The following is a 17,238-nucleotide window of genomic DNA, read 5'->3' as shown; positions in this document are numbered from 1 at the left end:
TGCTCCGCCTCCGGACCTGGAATGCAACGTCCTCGTGCTTCCCGCCGGGACGGAACTGCATCGCGTACACTCACGCAACCGGCGCGCCCACGAGTTCAATCCCGGCTTCGGCACCTCGAGGTTGGCTCCCTTCACAAGCCGGAGCATCCAGGTGCCGACCATGTACGCAGCGACTTCTTTCGGATGCGCCGCATACGAGTCAGTGTTCCACGACATCAACCCTGCAGCGACCTTCAAGTCGGTCCCGCTGAGCAAGGTCGAAGAACTCGCCGGCTCGCGCATCGAAATCGATCGCAACTTGAAGCTAGCCCGCCTTTTCGAGCCGGATCTCAACAAGTGGGGCATCACCCGTCAGTCATTGATCGACACGCCGCCATCCTCCTACCCCTCAACAAGAGGTTGGGCACAAGCGATCCACGACGCCGATCAGACACTCGACGGCATGATCTGGACATCGCGGCGCTTCGACGAAGAAAAATGCCTGATCCTGTTCGGGACCCGCGTCGACACGTCGTCGATCGGCGTCGTGAGTTCCGACGATTTCGCAAGCACGCCGGGCCTGCTCGACCGACTGGTCGAACTCGGCCGGCTCTCGCGCATAGTGCTGACCCTGTGACAATCCTGGCTAGAGCCAGGAGAAATCCGAAGCGCTGCAAACCGGAAGGATGCTCGCTTCTTCGGATTTCTCCAGCAGGTCAAGCCTCTGCAAGTCGTTGCGATGCCAGGGATAACCATCGACTATCCGACTGAACATCCACATTCAGTTAGGCTTAGGGGCCGGTTGCAAGCCCTCCTTCCTGTCCGGCATTGCGCCGGTCGACGTTTGATGGTCAGTGCGCCGCAATCGCGCCGAAGATGACGCCGGAGACGACGCTGACCAAGAGATAGGCGTTGCCGACGCGGATCCATTCCTGGCCACGGCCCGGACGACGCAGGCCATAGTGGCGATAGTCGCGGACCGGCTGGTGGCGCCTCCAACTCGAATATCTCTGGCCGTTGCGCCAATGGTTCCTCTTGACGACGACTTTCTTCTTCACCACGACGCGCGTCTTGACGTGCCTGTCCGGCTTCTTCCAGTCGACCTGGCTGTAGGTCGACTGCGGTGCATTCGGCGCGTTCAGCGGCGCTGCCCGGCCCTGCAGGGACGTCGCAGCCAGCATCGATACGGCGACTGCGGAAAAAATGATACGTTTCATGACGGGGTACTCCTTGGTTGTCGATGCCCAAGCAATAGAGCCCGAAAAATGAACCGAAACTGAACACACGGATTACATTTTTTTAATGATTTCAAGTATTTATAATAGCTAGTTCAACACTCAGCTCAAACCTGATCTGAAGCGGTCGTCGCACTTGAGCGCGCAACCATCAAGAAGCCGGCCGGCGATGCAACCATTTTGCGATCCATCCATTTCCGACACGCCCTGTCGCGCAACAGCCGGCCGAATTGGGCAAAATTTATTATCCGGCTAAAAGTAATCGGAGTAGTATCGACCTTTGCAATGTCCTTGATTCGCCCCCTCTTTTGCGCCTTTGCCATCACGGCTCCCATATTGCTGGTGGCTGTCGGAATGCGAGCCTGACATGAGCGGTTCGGTCGTTTTGCTGCATCTTGCCGGCGCGGTGGCGCTGATGCTGTTTGCCACCCGCTTGGTGAAGACAGGTGTCGAGCGCGCCTATGGCGATGTGCTGCGCCACAAGCTGCGCGCCACCATGCGCAATCCTTTCATGGCGGTTCTGGCCGGCTGCGGCCTGGCGATCGCCCTGCAAAGCTCCACCGCCGTCACCTTGCTGGTCGGGTCCTTCGCCGGCGCCGGCATCGTCAGCGGTATATCGGGCCAGCTTGCCGTGCGCGGCGCCGAGATCGGCTCGGCGCTGGTGGTCAAGCTGCTCACCTTCGACCTGTCGCTGCTGGTGCCGGTCTGTCTTGTCGCCGGCACCGTCATGTTCATGGCCACCGAGCGGCGCGACTGGCGCCAGTTCGGCCGCATCCTGGTCGGCATCGGCCTGCTGGTGTTGTCGCTGGAAATGATCGGCCAGGCCTCGGAGCCGCTGCGCCAGAGCACGCTGATGCCGGTCGTCGTCGATTACTTCTCCGGCGACCCGGTCACCGCCTATCTGCTGGCGGCGCTGGTCACCTGGCTGTTCCATTCCTCGATCGCCGCGGTCCTTTTGATGGTGACGCTCGCCGGCCGCGGCTTCATCCCGCCCGAACTCGGCATCGTGCTGGTGCTCGGCGTCAATCTGGGTTCGTCGATCATCGCGCCGCTGCTCACCCGCAATGCGGAGCCGGGCGTGCGTGTCGTACCGATCGGCAATCTCCTGATGCGCGGCATGGGCTCGCTGGCCATGCTGATCCTGTTCCTGTGGTTGAAGCCGCCGGTCGCCTTTCTCGGCGCCACCGTGCCCGACCAGATCGTCAACGCCCACATCCTCTTCAACATCCTGATCCTGGTTGCCGGCCTGCCGCTGGCCGGCCTTGTCTACCGCGTTTCGGAAAAGATCGTGGCGCTCGGCACCAAACCGGCGCCGGCAGAAGCGCTCGACGTCGTCGAGTTGTCCGCGCTCAACGACAGCGCCCTTGATGTGCCGAGCCAGGCGCTGGCCAACGCCACCCGTGAGGTGGTGCGGGTCTGCGAGACGGTCGAGATCATGCTGAAGCGCATCATCGAGCTCTATGAAAGCGCCGACGCCGACAAGATCAAGGCGCTGGCCGCGCTCGACGACCGCGTCGACAAGAAACATGCGTCGATAAAGCTCTATCTGGCCAAGGTCACCAGGAACCCGCTGAGCGAGGACGAGGCGCTGCGCTGCCAGGAGTTGATCGGCGCCTGCGTCAAGCTCGAACAGGTCGGCGACATCATCGTGCGCAACATGCTGGTGCATGTCAGGAAAAAGCTTGAGCGCGGGCTGGAGTTCACGCCCGAGGGTTGGCGCGAGCTTAGCGGCTTCCACGCTTCGGTGCTCGCCAACGCGCGGCTTGCCTTCAACGTGCTGGTCTCGCGCGATCCGGAGACCGCCCGCCAGCTGGTGCTGGAAAAGGATCGGCTGCGCGACCGCGAGAAGGAGACCAGCGCCAGCCATTTCGTGCGGCTGCGCGACGGCACCGCCAAGAGCGTCGAGACCAGTTCCATCCATCTCGACACCATCCGCGACCTGAAGCAGATCAATTCGCTGCTTGCCTCGATAGCCTACCCCGTGCTCGAGGAACGCGGCCTGCTCACCGGCTCGCGGCTGAAGGCCGGATAGATTGGGCCCAGCACGGGAATTGCCTGGAGCCGGCGCGCGAAAATTAGTCTTTGCTAACCCTTCCGTCTGTCGGCTAGAGCATTTTTCAGCCAACCGTCTTCGCTTGGCGTCGGACAACACGCGTCAAGCAAAGACCTGGAGCGCGGTTTTGGTTCCACCAGAACGCAAGGCGCTCTAAGGATCGCTTAAAATCCGCCGGGAGAAAGTCTATGGATACCCATTCGCGCAGTTTCGCCAAGGCGCTTTCCTGGCGCGTCACCGGCACGGTCGACACGATAATCATTTCGCTCATCGTGACGGGCAGCATCAAGCTCGCTGCGGCCATCGGCGTGACCGAGGTCATCACCAAATCGCTGCTCTACTATTTTCACGAGCGGGCGTGGTTGAAAATCCCCTACGGAAGGAAGACGACGACCGTCTAGCCTTGTGCGGCCGGAGCCTGGCTGAACCGATGAAGAAAACCTAAAGCGGCGTCGAGAATTTCTGGATTGCCCGCCGCTCTCGTCCGTGATTTGAGCCATCTCGTTCAAGGATCGCCTTCCCGCGCCATGCTTCCCCTCATCGCCCTGTTCATCGCTGCGTTCGCATTCGGCACCACCGAGTTCGTCATCGCCGGCGTGCTGCCGCAGGTGGCGGACGGCCTTGGCGTCTCCATCCCAACCGCCGGCTACCTCGTCTCCGGCTACGCCGGCGGCATCGCGATCGGCGGACCGCTGTTGACGCTCGCCACCAAGACGCTTTCCCGCAAGGCGTTGCTGCTTGGCCTTGCCGCAGCCTTCACCATCGGCCAGGCCGCCTGCGCCCTTGCGCCCGACTTCGCCTCCATGTTGCTGTTGCGGATTGCAGTGGCCGTGGCGCACGGCGCCTACTTCGGCGTCGCGATGGTGGTTGCGGTCGGCCTGGTCCGCCAGGATCAGCGTGGAATGGCCGTGGCGCTCATCCTGTCGGGCCTCACGGTCTCCAATGTCATCGGCGTGCCGGCCGGCACGGCGATCGGCAATATTTGGGGGTGGCGCGCGACGTTCTGGGTGATGTGCGCGCTTGGTATGGTTTCCATCGCCGCCATGGCCGCCCTCCTACCGCACCGGACGGGATCGTCGCGCCGGCCCGTCAGTTTCGGCAGCGAGGTCCGCGTGCTCGCACGCCAGCAGGTTTGGACGTCGCTAATCCTCATGCTGATGCTGATGATCGGCCAGTTCGGCCTGTTCACCTACATCACGCCGACGCTGCTTGAAGTCACCGGCCTCGGCGAGGGCCTGGTGCCCTGGGTGCTGCTACTCAACGGTGTCGGCGCGACGATCGGCGTCTTTCTTGGCGGGCGGCTCGCCGACTGGAAACTGATGCCGTCGCTCATCACCATGCTTTTCATGCAGGCGGTGACACTTGCCGTCATTTACGCCGCCAGCCCGTACCCGGTGCCGATGGTCGTTGCGATCACTATCTGGGGTGGTCTCAGCTTTGCCATCGGCACCCCGATCCAGACCCGTATCCTGACCTGGACGGCGGACGCCTCCAATCTCGCCTCATCGCTTATCCCGGCCGGCTTCAATGTCGGCATCGCGCTGGCCGCCTCGCTCGGCGCCGCCATGCTCAATGCCGGTTATGGCTATCGCAGCCTGCCGGTGGTTGGCGCCATGGCCATGCTGGTCGCCGTGGCGGTAGCGCTCGCCTCGCATATCTGGGAGTGGCGCCGAAACACGATGCCGCCGCTGCCGGCCGCTGCCGAATAGTCGGCAGGCGCTACAGGTCGATGCGATAGCGCAGGCTTTCGGCGCCGCCATAGGCAGCGTCCTCGAAGAATCGCCCGACGAGCCGTCCGCCATTGGCCAGGACCACCTTCTGCGAGGCGAGATTACCCGGCTTGGCGGTGATCTCGACGAAGGGCAGGCCGAGCGCCCTCGCCTCGCCGAGCATCAGCCTCACTGCCTCTGTCGCATGGCCGCGCCGCCGCTTCCATCCCACTACGGCATAGCCGATGTGGCCGAGCACATGTGGCGGCAGCTCGGCGGTGCCGCGCTGCCAGCGAAGGCCGATCGAGCCGGCGACTTCGCCGTCCCAGATCCAGCGCCGGAATCCCGGCGGGCGCGGCACGTTCGTCCCATCAGGCAAGGTGATCGGACCACCCTTGGCATCGGGGTCGTCGAGATCGGCGAGGAAGGCCGTTGGATTCTTTTCGATGGCCGCAAGCTGCTCGCGCGTCGCCTCCATCAGCCGCACATTGTCCGGCGACCAGCCGCGCTCAAGGGCGGCCTTATACGACGGCAGATGTTCAAGCGCCGGTTTGACGAGTTCAACCATGACGTACGATCGCTCCGCTGCCGCCCTCGGATTCTGAAGTTGATCTTCAGGGGCGGCTTTCTAAAATCAAATGTCATCGATTGGGTCCACCTACTTTGGAGTGAACACAATGGCCGACCCCAGGTCCGAGAAGTCGGCGAAGGCCACAGCCGAGCGGGGCGCGGCAACCAAACCGCGCAAGGCGACGCCGAAGCCGCAGTCCGGCAAGGAAGCGAAGCCGGCACTCCTCGCAGGCGGCAACCCCCAGATCGCCAAGGCCGAAGGCGACGCTCCCGTGCAGGCCTACATCGCGGCCATGCCGGGCTGGAAAAGCGACGTCGGGCGCCGCCTCGACGCAATCATCGCGCGCACCATCCCCGGCGTGCACAAGGCCGTCAAATGGAACTCGCCGTTTTACGGCATCAAGGGCCAGGGCTGGTTCCTGTCGTTCCATGTCTTCACCCGCTACGTCAAAGTGACCTTCTTCCGGGGCACGTCGCTGCGTCCTGTCCCTCTCGGCGAGTCCAAGCACAAGGACGTGCGCTACCTCGACATTTATGAGGACCAGCTCGACGAAGCTCAATTTGCCGCCTGGGTGAAGCAAGCCAGCCAATTGCCCGGCGAGCGAATGTGAGATGCATCGCGAATTAGCCAAGGGCGTCTGCCATCGGGACGGTGCAACATCGCCGTGACCCTCATGGTTCGGCCTCGGCTCGCGAGCATCTCTGCGAGCCCATGTCGCCGAAAGGTCGCTGGCGCTGGTGGCGACGCCGACAATGTTCAACAAGCGCCGCCAAATCGTAGCTCCATTTTCGTGTGATCCTCGTTGCAAATCGGGTCCGGAGGGACGAAGGTTCCTCCGCGACGTTGAGAGTTTGTCGCCCGGCATTGGCACGAAGCCCAGACGCCAGGCGTCGACTTGCACAAAGCCACTGGGACCAATCATGACCAAAGCGACGACAGCCATGAAGAAGGGCGGCTCGACGGAAGGAGCAGGAGGAGACACTCCCTCTCAGTTGATAGATGCGAGAATCAACGAGCTGAGCGATTGGCGGGGCGAGATGCTCGCTCGGATCCGAACCCTCATCAAGCAGGACGATCCCGAAGTGGTCGAGGCGTGGAAGTGGAGAGGGGTTCCGGTGTGGGAACACGCCGGAATTATCTGCACCGGTGAGACCTACAAGAATGTCGTGAAAATGACCTTCGCCAAGGGCGCCTCGCTGGAGGACCCTTCTGGCCTCTTCAACTCCAGCCTCGAAGGCAACACCAGGCGCGCCATCGACATCCATGAGGGCGACAAGATCGATGAAGAGGCGTTGAAGGCGCTCATTCGCGCCGCCGTGGCACTGAACCTGTCGGTGCGAGCTGCCGCCCGCCCCGCCCGCTCTCAGAAGCCAAAGAGCGCCTGAGAATCAATCATGTGCGGCCAGGGCTGGCGCCTCGCTGTCGCCTCCTCCAATGCCTTACGAACTCGCTGCAGCAGCGAAAATCCCTACTGCAGCAGTCCCTTGACGATGCCGCTCGCCTTGGAAAAATCCATCTGACCGGCGTATTTCTCCTTGAGCACCGTCATCACCTTGCCCATGTCCTTGACGCCGCTGGCGCCGGTCTCGGCGATCGCGGCGCGGATCGCTGTTTCGGTCTCGGCCTGGCCCAGTTGCGTCGGCAGGAAATCGCGGATGATGGCCATCTCGTCGCGCTCCTGCGCGGCAAGCTCCGGCCGTTTGCCGTCGTCGAAAGCCTTGGCCGACTCTTCGCGCTGCTTCACCATTTTGGCCAGTATCTGCAGGATCTCGTCGTCGCTGGCCGGCTCCTTGCCGGCGCCGCGATTGGCGATGTCGCGATCGTGAATGGCCGCCTGGATCAGCCGCAATGTCGGCAGCCGGCGCTTGTCCTGCGCCTTCATCGCGCTCTTCAGGGATTCGGCGATTTTGCCGCGCATGATGCTTTCTCCTTCGAATGCGACGGACAATAGCCGTGCCGAAAGCCCAAGGCAATTCGACGCCGCCCGGCAAACCGCTGATATTGTTCGACGAAATAAATCGCGCCTGCGGGCGTAGCGTCATTGACCGCTCTGGCGCCTTCCCCTATGTACTGGGCCTTGCATGAACTGAGTTTTTGTTGCGCGCGCTGGCTGCGAAATCGCCGCTGCGCGCGGTTTGCTGCGCAGAATGGTTCGCCGGACCGATTGAAGGGCGCAGCCTTTAGGAGTGCCGCCATGGCAACGATGACCGCCGCGTCGACCCTCCCTTGGGCCACCGAGAAGCCGACCGCCTTGCTGGTGCTGGCCGACGGCACCGTCATCGAGGGCCGCGGCCTTGGCGCCACTGGCTCCGCCGTCGCCGAAGTCTGCTTCAACACCGCGCTGACAGGCTATCAGGAAATCCTCACCGACCCGTCCTATGCCGGCCAGATCGTCACCTTCACCTTTCCTCATATCGGCAATATCGGCACCAATGACGAGGACATCGAGGATCTCAACCCGGTTGCCCGCGCCGGCGCCGTCGGCGCCATGTTCAAGGCCGACGTCACCAATCCGTCCAGCTATCGCGCCGCTTCTGGTCTCGACCAATGGCTGAAGAAACGTGGCATCGTGGCGCTTTCGGGCATCGACACCCGCGCGCTGACCGCGCTGATCCGTGAAAAGGGCATGCCCAACGCCGTCATCGCGCACGCGCCCGACGGCATTTTCGACATCGACGATCTGAAGCGCCGCGCCGCCGCTTGGTCCGGCCTGATCGGGCTTGACCTGGCCAAGGACGTCACTTCCGGCCAGTCCTCGGTCTGGCGCGAGATGCCGTGGGTCTGGGACGAGGGCTTTGGCGAACAGACCGATCCGTCCATGCATGTCGTCGCCATCGACTACGGCGTAAAACGCAACATATTGCGCCTGCTTGCCGGCCTGGGCGCCAAGGTCACCGTAGTGCCGGCCAACACCGGCGCCGAGGATATCCTCGCCATGCGGCCCGACGGCATCTTTCTCTCCAACGGTCCCGGCGACCCGGAAGCCACCGGCGACTATGCCGTTCCGGTCATCCAGAACTTGCTAAAGACCGACATCCCGGTCTTCGGCATCTGCCTCGGCCACCAGATGCTGGCGCTGGCGCTTGGCGGCAAGACCGCCAAAATGCATCAAGGCCATCACGGCGCCAATCATCCGGTCAAGGATCACACCACCGGCAAGGTTGAGATCGTCTCGATGAACCACGGCTTTGCCGTCGATGCCGGCTCGTTGCCCACGGGCGTCGAAGAAACCCATGTCTCGCTGTTCGACGGCTCGAACTGCGGCATCACCCTGACCGGCAGGCCGGTGTTTTCGGTCCAGCACCATCCCGAAGCCTCGCCGGGCCCGCAGGACTCGCATTATCTGTTCCGCCGCTTCGTCAATCTCATCCGCGAAAAGCGCGGCGAGCCGGCGCTTGCGGAGCGCGCCTGATGGATCGCGCTCAAAAGCGCGGCGCAGTTTTGGGATAACAACATTCGTGATGACAGAGACCTGCACGCGGCCGAAGAGGCTCTTGAAGACGCTGCCGATGTGGCGATCTACGACGAGCGAAAGGCTGATCTCAAAACGGAAAACCCCCTGCCTGCGGACGTGACCATGGAAATTTTGCGGGGCTCCAGCCGGCTCAAGGCGCTGCGCAACTGGCGGCGGCTGACGCAGGCCGAATTGGCGACCACGATCGGTGTCAGCCAGGGTTTCCTGTCGGATCTTGAGTCCAATCGCCGAAAGCCATCGGCGCAGACCAGGGCGCTGCTGGCGAAGGCACTGGATATTCCGGGGCAATGGATTGAACCCTAGGGCATGCCCCAATGCATAGCGCGCAAAAGCATGCCCTCGGGCCTAACCCGAGAGTGCGCAGCGGTTTTGCAATAACGACAAGCATCAAAACCAGAACTTAAAGCGCGTCGCATGAATCCGTTCAAACGCGACACGCTTTAGGCCACCGTCTCCGTCGCGACGTCTTTCACCGCGACCGGCCTTTCGACCCTGAGCACGAAAGCCACCAGCGACAGAGCGAGAAAGATGCCGCCGAGCACAAAGGGCGCGCCGCCGAACGTCATCGGCGCGCTTGGCCCGGTGAACCAGGCGAAGATTCCCGTATAAAGCAGCGGCGTGATGATGCTGGTGATCGAAAACACGCTCGTCATCGCACCTTGCAATTCGCCTTGCGCGGAGGGCGGCACCTTGGCCGCCGCCAGGCTCCGCAGCGGCGGGTCGGCCAGCGCCTCGAGGCAGGTCGCCACGATCACCGCATAGATCATCCAGCCCTTCCACGCCGCGGCATAGCCGAAGGCGGCGAGCGCGGTAAAAGCAAGACCGATGGCGGCGGTCCGCCATTCGCCGAGCCGTGGGATGACGCGCGGCAGGACAAAACCCATCACCAATGCCCCGCCAAGGCCGAAGACGCCGAGTGAGAAGCCGATCTGCTGCTCGCTCCAGCCGTAGCGGTAACTGCCGACGAACGACCACACGGCAGGGTACATCATGTGACCGAGCGTCATCAGGAAGAACACCAGCCCGATCCAGCCGATCCCCTTGTAATTGCGCATCTGCTTCAGGGCGCCTAGAGGATTGGCGCGGCGCCATTCGAAGCGGCGCCGGTGATGCTGCTCCAGCGTTTCCGGCAGGAAGAACCAGCCGACGATGAAGTTGATCAGAGCAAGCACCGCCGCGCCCCAGAACGGCACGCGCGGCCCGAATTCGCCGAGCAACCCGCCCAGCACCGGACCGATAACGAAACCGACGCCGAAGGCGATGCCAAGCAGGCCGAAATTCTTCGCCCTGTTCTCGTCGGTGCTGACATCGGCGATGAAGGCGGAGGCGGTCGAGTAGCTGGCGCCGCTGATGCCGGCCAGCACCCGGCCGATGAACAGGACCCAATACGACCAGGCCACCGCACAGATCAGATTGTCGATGGCGAAGGTCAGCACCGAGGCCAGCAGGATCGGACGGCGGCCGAAGCGGTCGCTGAGATTGCCGACCAGCGGCGCGAACAGGAACTGCATGGCCGCATAGACGAAGAACAGCCAGCCGCCTTCGATCGCCGCTTCGCTGACCCCGACGCCGGTCAGTTCCTGCAGATAGGCCGGCAGCACCGGCATGATGATGCCGATGCCGGTGATGTCGAGCAGCAGCGTGGTGAAAACAAGCGCAAGGCCCCGCCTGGCGGTTTTGGCTTCGACCATGACGGTATCGACTCCTGGAGCCGCCTCGCAGCGAAGGCGGAAGGGCCTTTTATAGGCGAGTCAGCCACACAGAACAATAAGGGAACAGGCCAGGAATTTTCATCCTGACATCAACTGTCGATATGAGCGCGGCTGCATCGCCGCCGCTTTTCAACGCCATTTCAACGAGAGCCCAAACACCTCAGATCGGCGTGTTGAACGTGTCGCAGTCCGACAGCTTGCCGCTCTTGTAGCCGCGTGCCAGCCAGGTTTGACGCTGCTGCGAGGTGCCATGGTTGAAGCTTTCCGGCACGACATAGCCCTGCATCTTCTTCTGCATCGTGTCGTCGCCGATCTGCTGGGCGGCGTTCAGCGCCTCGTCCATGTCGCCCTGTTCCAGAATGCCTTTCTGCCCGGTGAAATGCGCCCAGACGCCGGCGAAGCAATCCGCCTGGAGCTCGACCTGCACCGACATGTGGTTGGCCTCGGCCTCGCCCATCTGCTGCCGCATCTGGTTGAACTTGGGCAGGATGCCGGTGAGGTTCTGGACATGGTGGCCGACCTCATGCGCGATCACATAGGCTTGGGCAAAATCGCCCGAAGCGCCGAATTGCTGATCGAGCTGCTGGAAGAAGGTGGTGTCGAGATAGACCTTGCGGTCGCCGGGGCAGTAGAACGGGCCGGCCGCGGACGAGGCGAAGCCGCAAGCCGAACGGATCTGCCCGCTGAACAGGACCAGCTTGGGGTCCTCGTAGGTCAGGCCCTCGGCCCGGAAAATGCCGGTCCAGGTGTCCTCGGTCTCGGCCAGGACAGTCGAAACGAACTGCTTCATCTCGTCGGAGGCGGGTGCCCCGGTGCCACCGCCCTGTTCTCCGCTGTTGTCGGTGATCTGACCGCCGCCACCCGGCACCAAACCGCCACCGGCCAGGATCTGAAGCGGGTCGATGCCGATGGCCTTCAGCCCGAAATAGAGGACCACGAGAATGATGATGGTCGACAGCGACATTCCGCCGCCGGAGCGGCCGCCGATCGGGATGCGGAGACGGCCGGGGCCGCCGCGCGGCAGGTTGAGCCCGCCGCCCTGGCCGCGTTGGTCCTCGACGTTGTCACTTTGACGACGACCTTTCCAGAGCATGGCAACTCCCCGCGATGCACGTATCGGTACCTTGCCGATCTCATGGCCCGATCCGACCCAACAAACAATTATCCCAATGGTTGCGCCAAGTCACAGTATTTTTCGCATGGCGGGGCCGCCGGCTCTGGGGTCAGTCCGTGCACGACACCCGCGGCTGAGAGCCCTGCCGGCGCTTTTTTTGGTCTTGGACTTGGTCAGTCACGCTCAGATCTTCTGCTTGGTACCCGCGCTCTTGCCGTCCGAGCTTTTCGAGCGCTCCTCGAAGCGGGCCCCGCCCTTCTTGAGCGGGCGTCCAGTATCCGCTTCGGTCTTGCGTTCGTCCTTCGCCGCAGCCTGCTTCAATCCCTTGGCCGCTTGCTTGCCCTTCGCTGTCGGTGCCTGTTCAACGCCCATCGTATCCTCCTCGGTCTCGCGCCAATTGCTGGCACGATCTCAAACGCCGCGGCCGCGCGGCGGTTCCGGCAGGACTGTCGGCCGCGTCAGCATCTTGGCCACCGTCGGCTGGGCGACGCCGAGCCGCGCCGCGATGTCGACCGGGCCCCGTTGCCGTTCTCGATCAGGTCGGCGACAAGCTGCATATAATCTTTGAGCAGCGCACGGCGCCGCGCTTCGCCGCGTCGGCTGAGGGTTTTCTCGACCATGCATTGAGTGAGCTCGTGGGGCTGCGCGACAATTCGGTCAATCGCGCTATCTTCTCACGCGACATGACCAGAATTGCCGAAGCCCGAAAATTCTACGCGCGACTGATGGCTGCCAATGCAGGTTCGGCCGATCCGCGTCTCGAGGACGTGTTCGCCGCGGTGCCGCGCGAAGCTTTTCTCGGGCCCGGGCCGTGGACGGTCGTCGCCGGCAACGGCAAGGTAGAAACGCCGAGCGCCGATCCTGTTCACATCTATCAGAACGTGCTGGTGTCGCTCGACGCCGAAAAGGGCATCAACAATGGCGAGCCGTTCCTGCATGCCATGTGGATCGGCAAGGTGGCGCCAAAACCCGGCGAGGTCGTCACTCATGTCGGCGCCGGCACCGGCTATTACACAGCTCTGCTGGCAAAACTGGTTTCGCCGGGCGGCGCAGTCACCGCTTTCGAACTGGATTCCAGTCTCGCCGAACGTGCGATCAAGAATCTCGAAGCCTACGGCAATGTGACCGCCATCCATGGCGATGCGGTCGTCGGCGGCCTGCCACCGTCCGACATCATCTATGTCAATGCCGGCGTTGCGGCACCCCCAGCCGAATGGCTGAAGGCGCTGAAGCCCGGCGGCCGCATGGTCTTTCCGTGGCGTCCGGCCGAGCGCATTGGCCTCGCGGTGATGGTGACACGCACGGATAAGGGGTTTGCCTGCGATCCGTTCATGCGATCATGGTTTATCCCTTGCATCGGCGCCTCGGCGGCCTCGACAACAATCGACCGCGACAAGGCGGCACGCAGCCGAAAGATCTGGCTGACGGCCGACAAGGCACCGGACCGCACCGCCACCGCCGTCATCGGCGACGTCTGGTTCTCGTCGCAAAGTGTTGGCGGCAGGCGGTCGCAATGACGTCGCCGCGTCGAGGCGTCCCGTGCTTGCCGCTCGACATGCGCCGGAGCCCAGAAATTTTCCGGCCCTGTCGGACAGGCGTCCGTTCGCACGTCCTTTGGCCGAAATCCGGCGGCAACGGCTCGGATGATTAAAGGGAGAATCCAATGAGGAAGATCACCACTGCGACATTCGTCAGCCTCGACGGCGTCATGCAGGCGCCCGGTGGGCCGCAAGAAGACCCGGTCGGCGGCTTCGAATTCGGTGGCTGGACGTTCCATTACTGGGACGACGTCGGGGGCGCCTTTATTGGTGAGACCTTCGCAAAACCCTTCGCGCTGCTCCTCGGCCGCAAGACCTACGACATCTTCGCCGCGCATTGGCCGTACCAGAAAGACGATCCGATCGCCGACCGTTTCAACGCCGTCACCAAATATGTGGCCACCCACCGGCCCGACACGCTGTCGTGGCAAAACAGCCAGTCGCTTGGCGACGACGTCGTGGCTACCCTGCTCCAGCTCAAGCAGGAGGACGGGCCGGACCTGCTCATCCAGGGATCGAGCGAACTCGTCCAGACCTTGCTCGCCAACGACCTGATCGACGAGATCAGCCTGCTGACCTTCCCGCTGGTGCTGGGCAAGGGCAAGCGGCTGTTTGGCAGCGGCGCAATCCCGGCGGCTTTCAAGCTGAACCGCTCACAGGCATCGACCACTGGCGTCATCATAGCGAGCTATGAACGCGCCGGTGAGATCAAGACTGGATCCTTCGCCCAGCAACAGCCGTCCGAAGCCGAGATCGAGAGGCGCCGGACCTGGAAGTAGTGTGGGGTTACAGGACCTGAGTTCCTTGCTCGGAACCCAAATTCTGCCCGGCAGCGCGATGAGGACAGCGCCACGCTTCCGCGATCTTCCTTTACTCCGCCGGCATGGCCACCGCCCGGGCGGCCCGGTGGCCGGCAAGCATGACGCCAAGACCCAGGATCGGGAACACCGCTGCGATCAGGCCGAGATCAGCCGGCGCGCCATAGCGCAGCACCGCGCCGCCGACGACGGCGCCCAGCGCCACGCCGAGATAGAGCGCCGAAGCGTTGAGCGACAGCACGATGGGCGCTGCGTCGGGCGCCAGCCTGATGATGCGGCTGGCCTGCGCCGGCGGGAAGGCCCAGCCGACGATGCCCCACGGCACCATCATGGCCATCAGCGCCGGCCCGGCGATGCTGTGCGGCAGGAAGGCCGGGATGACCGAAAGCATCACCAGCATGACCGCACTCAGCGCCAGCGACCAAGTGACGGTGCGCGTCGCACCGAAGCGGTCGGCCGCCTGCCCGCCGGCGATGTTGCCGATGACGGCGCCGACACCGAACGCAAGCAGCATGCCGGGCAGCGCGATCGGGCTCAAGCCGCCGCCTTCGATGGCTAGCGGCGCGACAAAGGCAAAGACCGTGAAGGCGCCGGTGAGCGCCAAAAGTGTAGTCAGCAGGATCGACGGCACGCCGGGGCGAAGCGTTGCGGCCAGCCGCTGCCTGAGCGGCAGCTTGGTGCCGACGATGCCGCGCGGCAGCCGGTACCACAGGATTGCGCCGGCCAGTGCGCCGAGCCCGGCGATGGCAAAGAACGTGCCGCGCCAGCCCGCAACCGTCGCGACAAGCGCGCCGAGCGGTGCGCCGACCGCCACCGCCACCGTAGTGCCGCCGACGACGACGGCAATGGCGCGGGCGCGGTGATGATCATCGACAAGCGCCACGGCCGTCCCCTGCGCCGTCGCCGCAAACAGGCCGGACGACAGCGCCATGACGATGCGCGCGATCAGCAGCAGTTCGAAGGAGGAACTGAGCGCCGCCGCCAGGTTGCCCAGCACGAAAAACACCAGCGTCCACAAGATGACGCGTCGCCGGTCCCATTCGCCGGTCAGCGTCGCCAGGATCGGCGCGCCGAGCGCATAGGCGAGCGCGAAGGCGGTGATCAGCGTCCCGGCGAGCGAGACCGAGATGCCGGCATCCCCCGCGATGTCAGGCAGCAGGCTGGAGATGACGAAGCCTTCGGTCGCGATCGTGAATGATCCGAGCGCAAGCCAGAAGAGGCGCTTGTCCATGGTGAAATCCTTAGTTCAAAAGTCATTGAACAATTGTACATAATGGCGCATGTTGTCAATGAGCCGCCCGAGAATAGCTGAACCCTGCTGACAGCCCCATGTCAGGACAAGGTAGCGGGAGGTGGAAACTGAGGGCATCCACCAGGAGGAGATGCGTTGAAATCGGCCCTGATTGCGCTTAGTTCTCCGGCATGACGCTGCCCCACCCCACCGCCGACCAGATCAGCCTGCCGAACGTGCTTGCCGTGCTCGGCGATCCCACCCGGCTGGCCATCGTGCGCTATCTCGCCAGCAAGGAGGGCGTGCCGCTGAATTGCAGCCAGTTCCTCGATCTCGGCTCAAAGACCAATCTCAGTTACCACCTGGCCAAATTGCGCGAGGCCGGCGTCACCCGCACCGAGGTCGTCGGCACCAGCCGGCTGATCACGCTGCGCCGCGACGATCTCAATGCACGCTTTCCGGGGCTGCTCGATAGCGTCATTGCCGCAGCCGTCGACGACCCAGCTCTGCCCGCGGTCGGCGCCTCCGAGATTGAAGTTCGCGCCTAGCCTAGCAGGACTTGGGTTCCTCGCCCCGCATAGCGGGGGAGAGGTGGCCGCGAAGCGGTCGGAGAGGGGGGCCTCTGAAGTGGCACACCAGGGCAAAGTTGTCTAAAAGCATTCGGAATCACGTCGGCGCAGTCCCCCTCTCCGTCTCGGCTTCGCCGAGCCACCTCTCCCCCACTTTGGTGGGGGCGAGGAACCCAAGTCCTGTAGGGTCCGCTCTTCCCCTGCCAGTCATTCGTCAACTCACGGAGCTTCCCATGCGCATTGCCGTTCTCGCCGATATCCACGGCAACATCCTCGCCCTGGACGCCGTGCTCGACGATCTGCGCCAGCGCGGTGGTGCTGACCTCATCGTCAATCTCGGCGATTGCGTCTCCGGCCCGCTCTGGCCGCGCGAAACCATGGAGCGGCTTGAAGCGCTCGCCCTGCCGACAGTTCGCGGCAACCACGACCGCCGCGTCGCCCGCGATACCGCGGATGAAGCCATGTGGCCGTCCGACCGCTATGCGCAGGAACGGCTGACATCGGTCCAGCGCGAGGCACTGTTGGCCTTGCCGCTCACGCTGGAGATCGCCCCAGCCGTGACCGCCTTTCATGCCCGACCCGACCATGACGAAAAATACCTTACCGATACGATGGCCGACGGCCGGCTGGCGCGCGCGCCGCTCGTCGCCATCAAGCGGCGGCTGGCCACGCTCGATCCCGCTTGCCGCATCGTGCTGTGTGGCCACAGCCACCGCAGCGAACTGATCCGTATCCCCGATGGCCCGGTGGTCTTCAATCCGGGCAGCATCGGCTGCCCCGCTTATGGTGACGACACGCCACCGGCGCATGTCTCCGAGCAAGGCTCTCCGCATGCACGCTACGGCATCGTCGAATTGGGTGGGCCGGGCCGCTCCGACCGCTTCGAAGCCATCGCCGTCGACTATGACCATGAGGCGGCAGCGCGGCAGGCCGAACAGGCGGGACGGCCGGAATGGGCCTACGCGCTGCGCACCGGATTTATGCCAGGCTGAACGAGGCACGAGTTCATGCCGCCCGACTGAACGCAACGCGTTCATGTCCGGCTGAACGCGCAACGCGTTCATGTCAGGCTGAACGCAACGCGTTCATGCCGCCCGGATTGAACGAGGGAACGAGTTCATGCCTCCGGCTGAACGCGGAACGCGTTCATGCCGCACGCTGAGCTTGCTCATGCCGCGGACCGAACACCATTCCCCGGCCGCATTTTCCGGCTTACATAGCGCCATGTCGTCGC

Annotated in this window: 19 protein-coding genes and 1 pseudogene; 12 read left to right on the top strand and 8 right to left on the bottom strand. The window is 63.6% G+C overall.

Going from position 1 to position 17,238, the window contains the following annotated elements; translation table 11 throughout:
* The first annotated feature begins 34 nt into the window (after positions 1-34).
* On the top strand, positions 35-616 hold the full coding sequence (locus AC0L28_RS28220; RefSeq protein WP_473481539.1) for an RES family NAD+ phosphorylase: 582 nt from the start codon (positions 35-37) through the stop codon (positions 614-616).
* Positions 617-830: 214 nt separating this feature from the next.
* Here AC0L28_RS28220 and AC0L28_RS28215 read toward each other — a convergent pair whose 3' ends face one another.
* Positions 831-1,196, bottom strand: a complete 366-nt coding sequence (locus AC0L28_RS28215) for an RcnB family protein (RefSeq protein WP_473481503.1) — start codon at positions 1,194-1,196, stop codon at positions 831-833.
* A 385-nt stretch (positions 1,197-1,581) separates the two neighbouring features.
* On the opposite strand from AC0L28_RS28215, the gene AC0L28_RS28210 reads away from it, so the two are divergent.
* The 3 genes from AC0L28_RS28210 (at position 1,582) to AC0L28_RS28200 (ending at position 4,976) form a co-directional block, all read left to right on the top strand.
* Positions 1,582-3,246 (top strand): Na/Pi cotransporter family protein, encoded by a 1,665-nt coding sequence (locus tag AC0L28_RS28210; RefSeq protein ID WP_023799754.1) that lies wholly within the window; start codon positions 1,582-1,584, stop codon positions 3,244-3,246.
* Positions 3,247-3,455: 209 nt separating this feature from the next.
* A complete protein-coding gene (locus tag AC0L28_RS28205) occupies positions 3,456-3,668 on the top strand; it encodes a DUF2061 domain-containing protein (RefSeq protein ID WP_023799755.1) in 213 nt (70 codons plus the stop codon).
* Positions 3,669-3,794: 126 nt separating this feature from the next.
* A complete protein-coding gene (locus AC0L28_RS28200) occupies positions 3,795-4,976 on the top strand; it encodes an MFS transporter (RefSeq protein ID WP_473481502.1) in 1,182 nt (393 codons plus the stop codon).
* A gap of 10 nt (positions 4,977-4,986) precedes the next feature.
* On the opposite strand, the gene AC0L28_RS28195 is transcribed toward AC0L28_RS28200, so the two are convergent.
* The gene (locus tag AC0L28_RS28195; RefSeq protein WP_473481501.1) at positions 4,987-5,544 is read right to left on the bottom strand and encodes a GNAT family N-acetyltransferase; all 558 of its coding nucleotides are present in this window, start codon (positions 5,542-5,544) and stop codon (positions 4,987-4,989) included.
* A 109-nt stretch (positions 5,545-5,653) separates the two neighbouring features.
* Here AC0L28_RS28195 and AC0L28_RS28190 point away from each other — a divergent pair, with 109 nt between their 5' ends.
* A complete protein-coding gene (locus AC0L28_RS28190; RefSeq protein WP_473481500.1) occupies positions 5,654-6,157 on the top strand; it encodes a DUF1801 domain-containing protein in 504 nt (167 codons plus the stop codon).
* 310 nt (positions 6,158-6,467) lie between these two features.
* Entirely contained in the window at positions 6,468-6,932 is a 465-nt protein-coding gene (locus AC0L28_RS28185; RefSeq protein WP_473481499.1) for a DUF1801 domain-containing protein, read from the top strand.
* Positions 6,933-7,015: 83 nt separating this feature from the next.
* Here AC0L28_RS28185 and AC0L28_RS28180 read toward each other — a convergent pair whose 3' ends face one another.
* Positions 7,016-7,465, bottom strand: coding sequence for a GatB/YqeY domain-containing protein (locus tag AC0L28_RS28180; RefSeq protein WP_127317706.1), 450 nt, complete (start codon positions 7,463-7,465; stop codon positions 7,016-7,018).
* A 276-nt stretch (positions 7,466-7,741) separates the two neighbouring features.
* On the opposite strand from AC0L28_RS28180, the gene carA reads away from it, so the two are divergent.
* Together carA and AC0L28_RS28170 are read left to right on the top strand one after the other, a co-directional pair.
* Entirely contained in the window at positions 7,742-8,959 is a 1,218-nt protein-coding gene (gene carA, locus AC0L28_RS28175; protein ID WP_473481498.1) for a glutamine-hydrolyzing carbamoyl-phosphate synthase small subunit, read from the top strand.
* 99 nt (positions 8,960-9,058) lie between these two features.
* Positions 9,059-9,325 (top strand): helix-turn-helix transcriptional regulator, encoded by a 267-nt coding sequence (locus tag AC0L28_RS28170; protein WP_287323155.1) that lies wholly within the window; start codon positions 9,059-9,061, stop codon positions 9,323-9,325.
* Between the two features lie 137 nt (positions 9,326-9,462).
* Here the strand turns inward: AC0L28_RS28170 and AC0L28_RS28165 are convergent, their stop codons facing one another.
* From AC0L28_RS28165 to AC0L28_RS28150, 4 genes and pseudogenes are all read right to left on the bottom strand, one after another.
* A complete protein-coding gene (locus AC0L28_RS28165) occupies positions 9,463-10,713 on the bottom strand; it encodes a TCR/Tet family MFS transporter (protein WP_473481497.1) in 1,251 nt (416 codons plus the stop codon).
* Between the two features lie 181 nt (positions 10,714-10,894).
* Complete coding sequence (ypfJ, locus tag AC0L28_RS28160; RefSeq protein WP_023799764.1) at positions 10,895-11,827, bottom strand: KPN_02809 family neutral zinc metallopeptidase; 933 nt, start codon at positions 11,825-11,827, stop codon at positions 10,895-10,897.
* 204 nt (positions 11,828-12,031) lie between these two features.
* On the bottom strand, positions 12,032-12,220 hold the full coding sequence (locus tag AC0L28_RS28155) for a hypothetical protein (protein WP_023799765.1): 189 nt from the start codon (positions 12,218-12,220) through the stop codon (positions 12,032-12,034).
* A gap of 81 nt (positions 12,221-12,301) precedes the next feature.
* Positions 12,302-12,438, bottom strand: a pseudogene (locus tag AC0L28_RS28150) (manganese-binding transcriptional regulator MntR); the annotation flags it as partial.
* Between the two features lie 93 nt (positions 12,439-12,531).
* Between AC0L28_RS28150 and AC0L28_RS28145 the strand changes: the two are divergent.
* The gene (locus AC0L28_RS28145; protein WP_473481538.1) at positions 12,532-13,365 is read left to right on the top strand and encodes a protein-L-isoaspartate O-methyltransferase family protein; all 834 of its coding nucleotides are present in this window, start codon (positions 12,532-12,534) and stop codon (positions 13,363-13,365) included.
* A gap of 146 nt (positions 13,366-13,511) precedes the next feature.
* The gene (locus AC0L28_RS28140) at positions 13,512-14,165 is read left to right on the top strand and encodes a dihydrofolate reductase family protein (protein WP_023799768.1); all 654 of its coding nucleotides are present in this window, start codon (positions 13,512-13,514) and stop codon (positions 14,163-14,165) included.
* A 91-nt stretch (positions 14,166-14,256) separates the two neighbouring features.
* Here the strand turns inward: AC0L28_RS28140 and AC0L28_RS28135 are convergent, their stop codons facing one another.
* Positions 14,257-15,435, bottom strand: coding sequence for an MFS transporter (locus tag AC0L28_RS28135; RefSeq protein ID WP_473481496.1), 1,179 nt, complete (start codon positions 15,433-15,435; stop codon positions 14,257-14,259).
* A 191-nt stretch (positions 15,436-15,626) separates the two neighbouring features.
* Here AC0L28_RS28135 and AC0L28_RS28130 point away from each other — a divergent pair, with 191 nt between their 5' ends.
* Positions 15,627-15,983 carry an ArsR/SmtB family transcription factor gene (locus AC0L28_RS28130; protein ID WP_027151146.1) on the top strand — a complete coding sequence of 119 codons (357 nt, stop codon included), beginning with the start codon at positions 15,627-15,629 and terminating at the stop codon, positions 15,981-15,983.
* A 254-nt stretch (positions 15,984-16,237) separates the two neighbouring features.
* The gene (locus AC0L28_RS28125) at positions 16,238-16,996 is read left to right on the top strand and encodes a metallophosphoesterase family protein (protein WP_473481495.1); all 759 of its coding nucleotides are present in this window, start codon (positions 16,238-16,240) and stop codon (positions 16,994-16,996) included.
* The last annotated feature ends 242 nt before the right edge of the window (positions 16,997-17,238 follow it).

The organism is Mesorhizobium sp. WSM4847 (genome assembly GCF_055811335.1).
The sequence above is the reverse complement of the archived record's forward strand: the minus strand, read 5'-3'. Positions and strand labels throughout refer to the sequence as shown.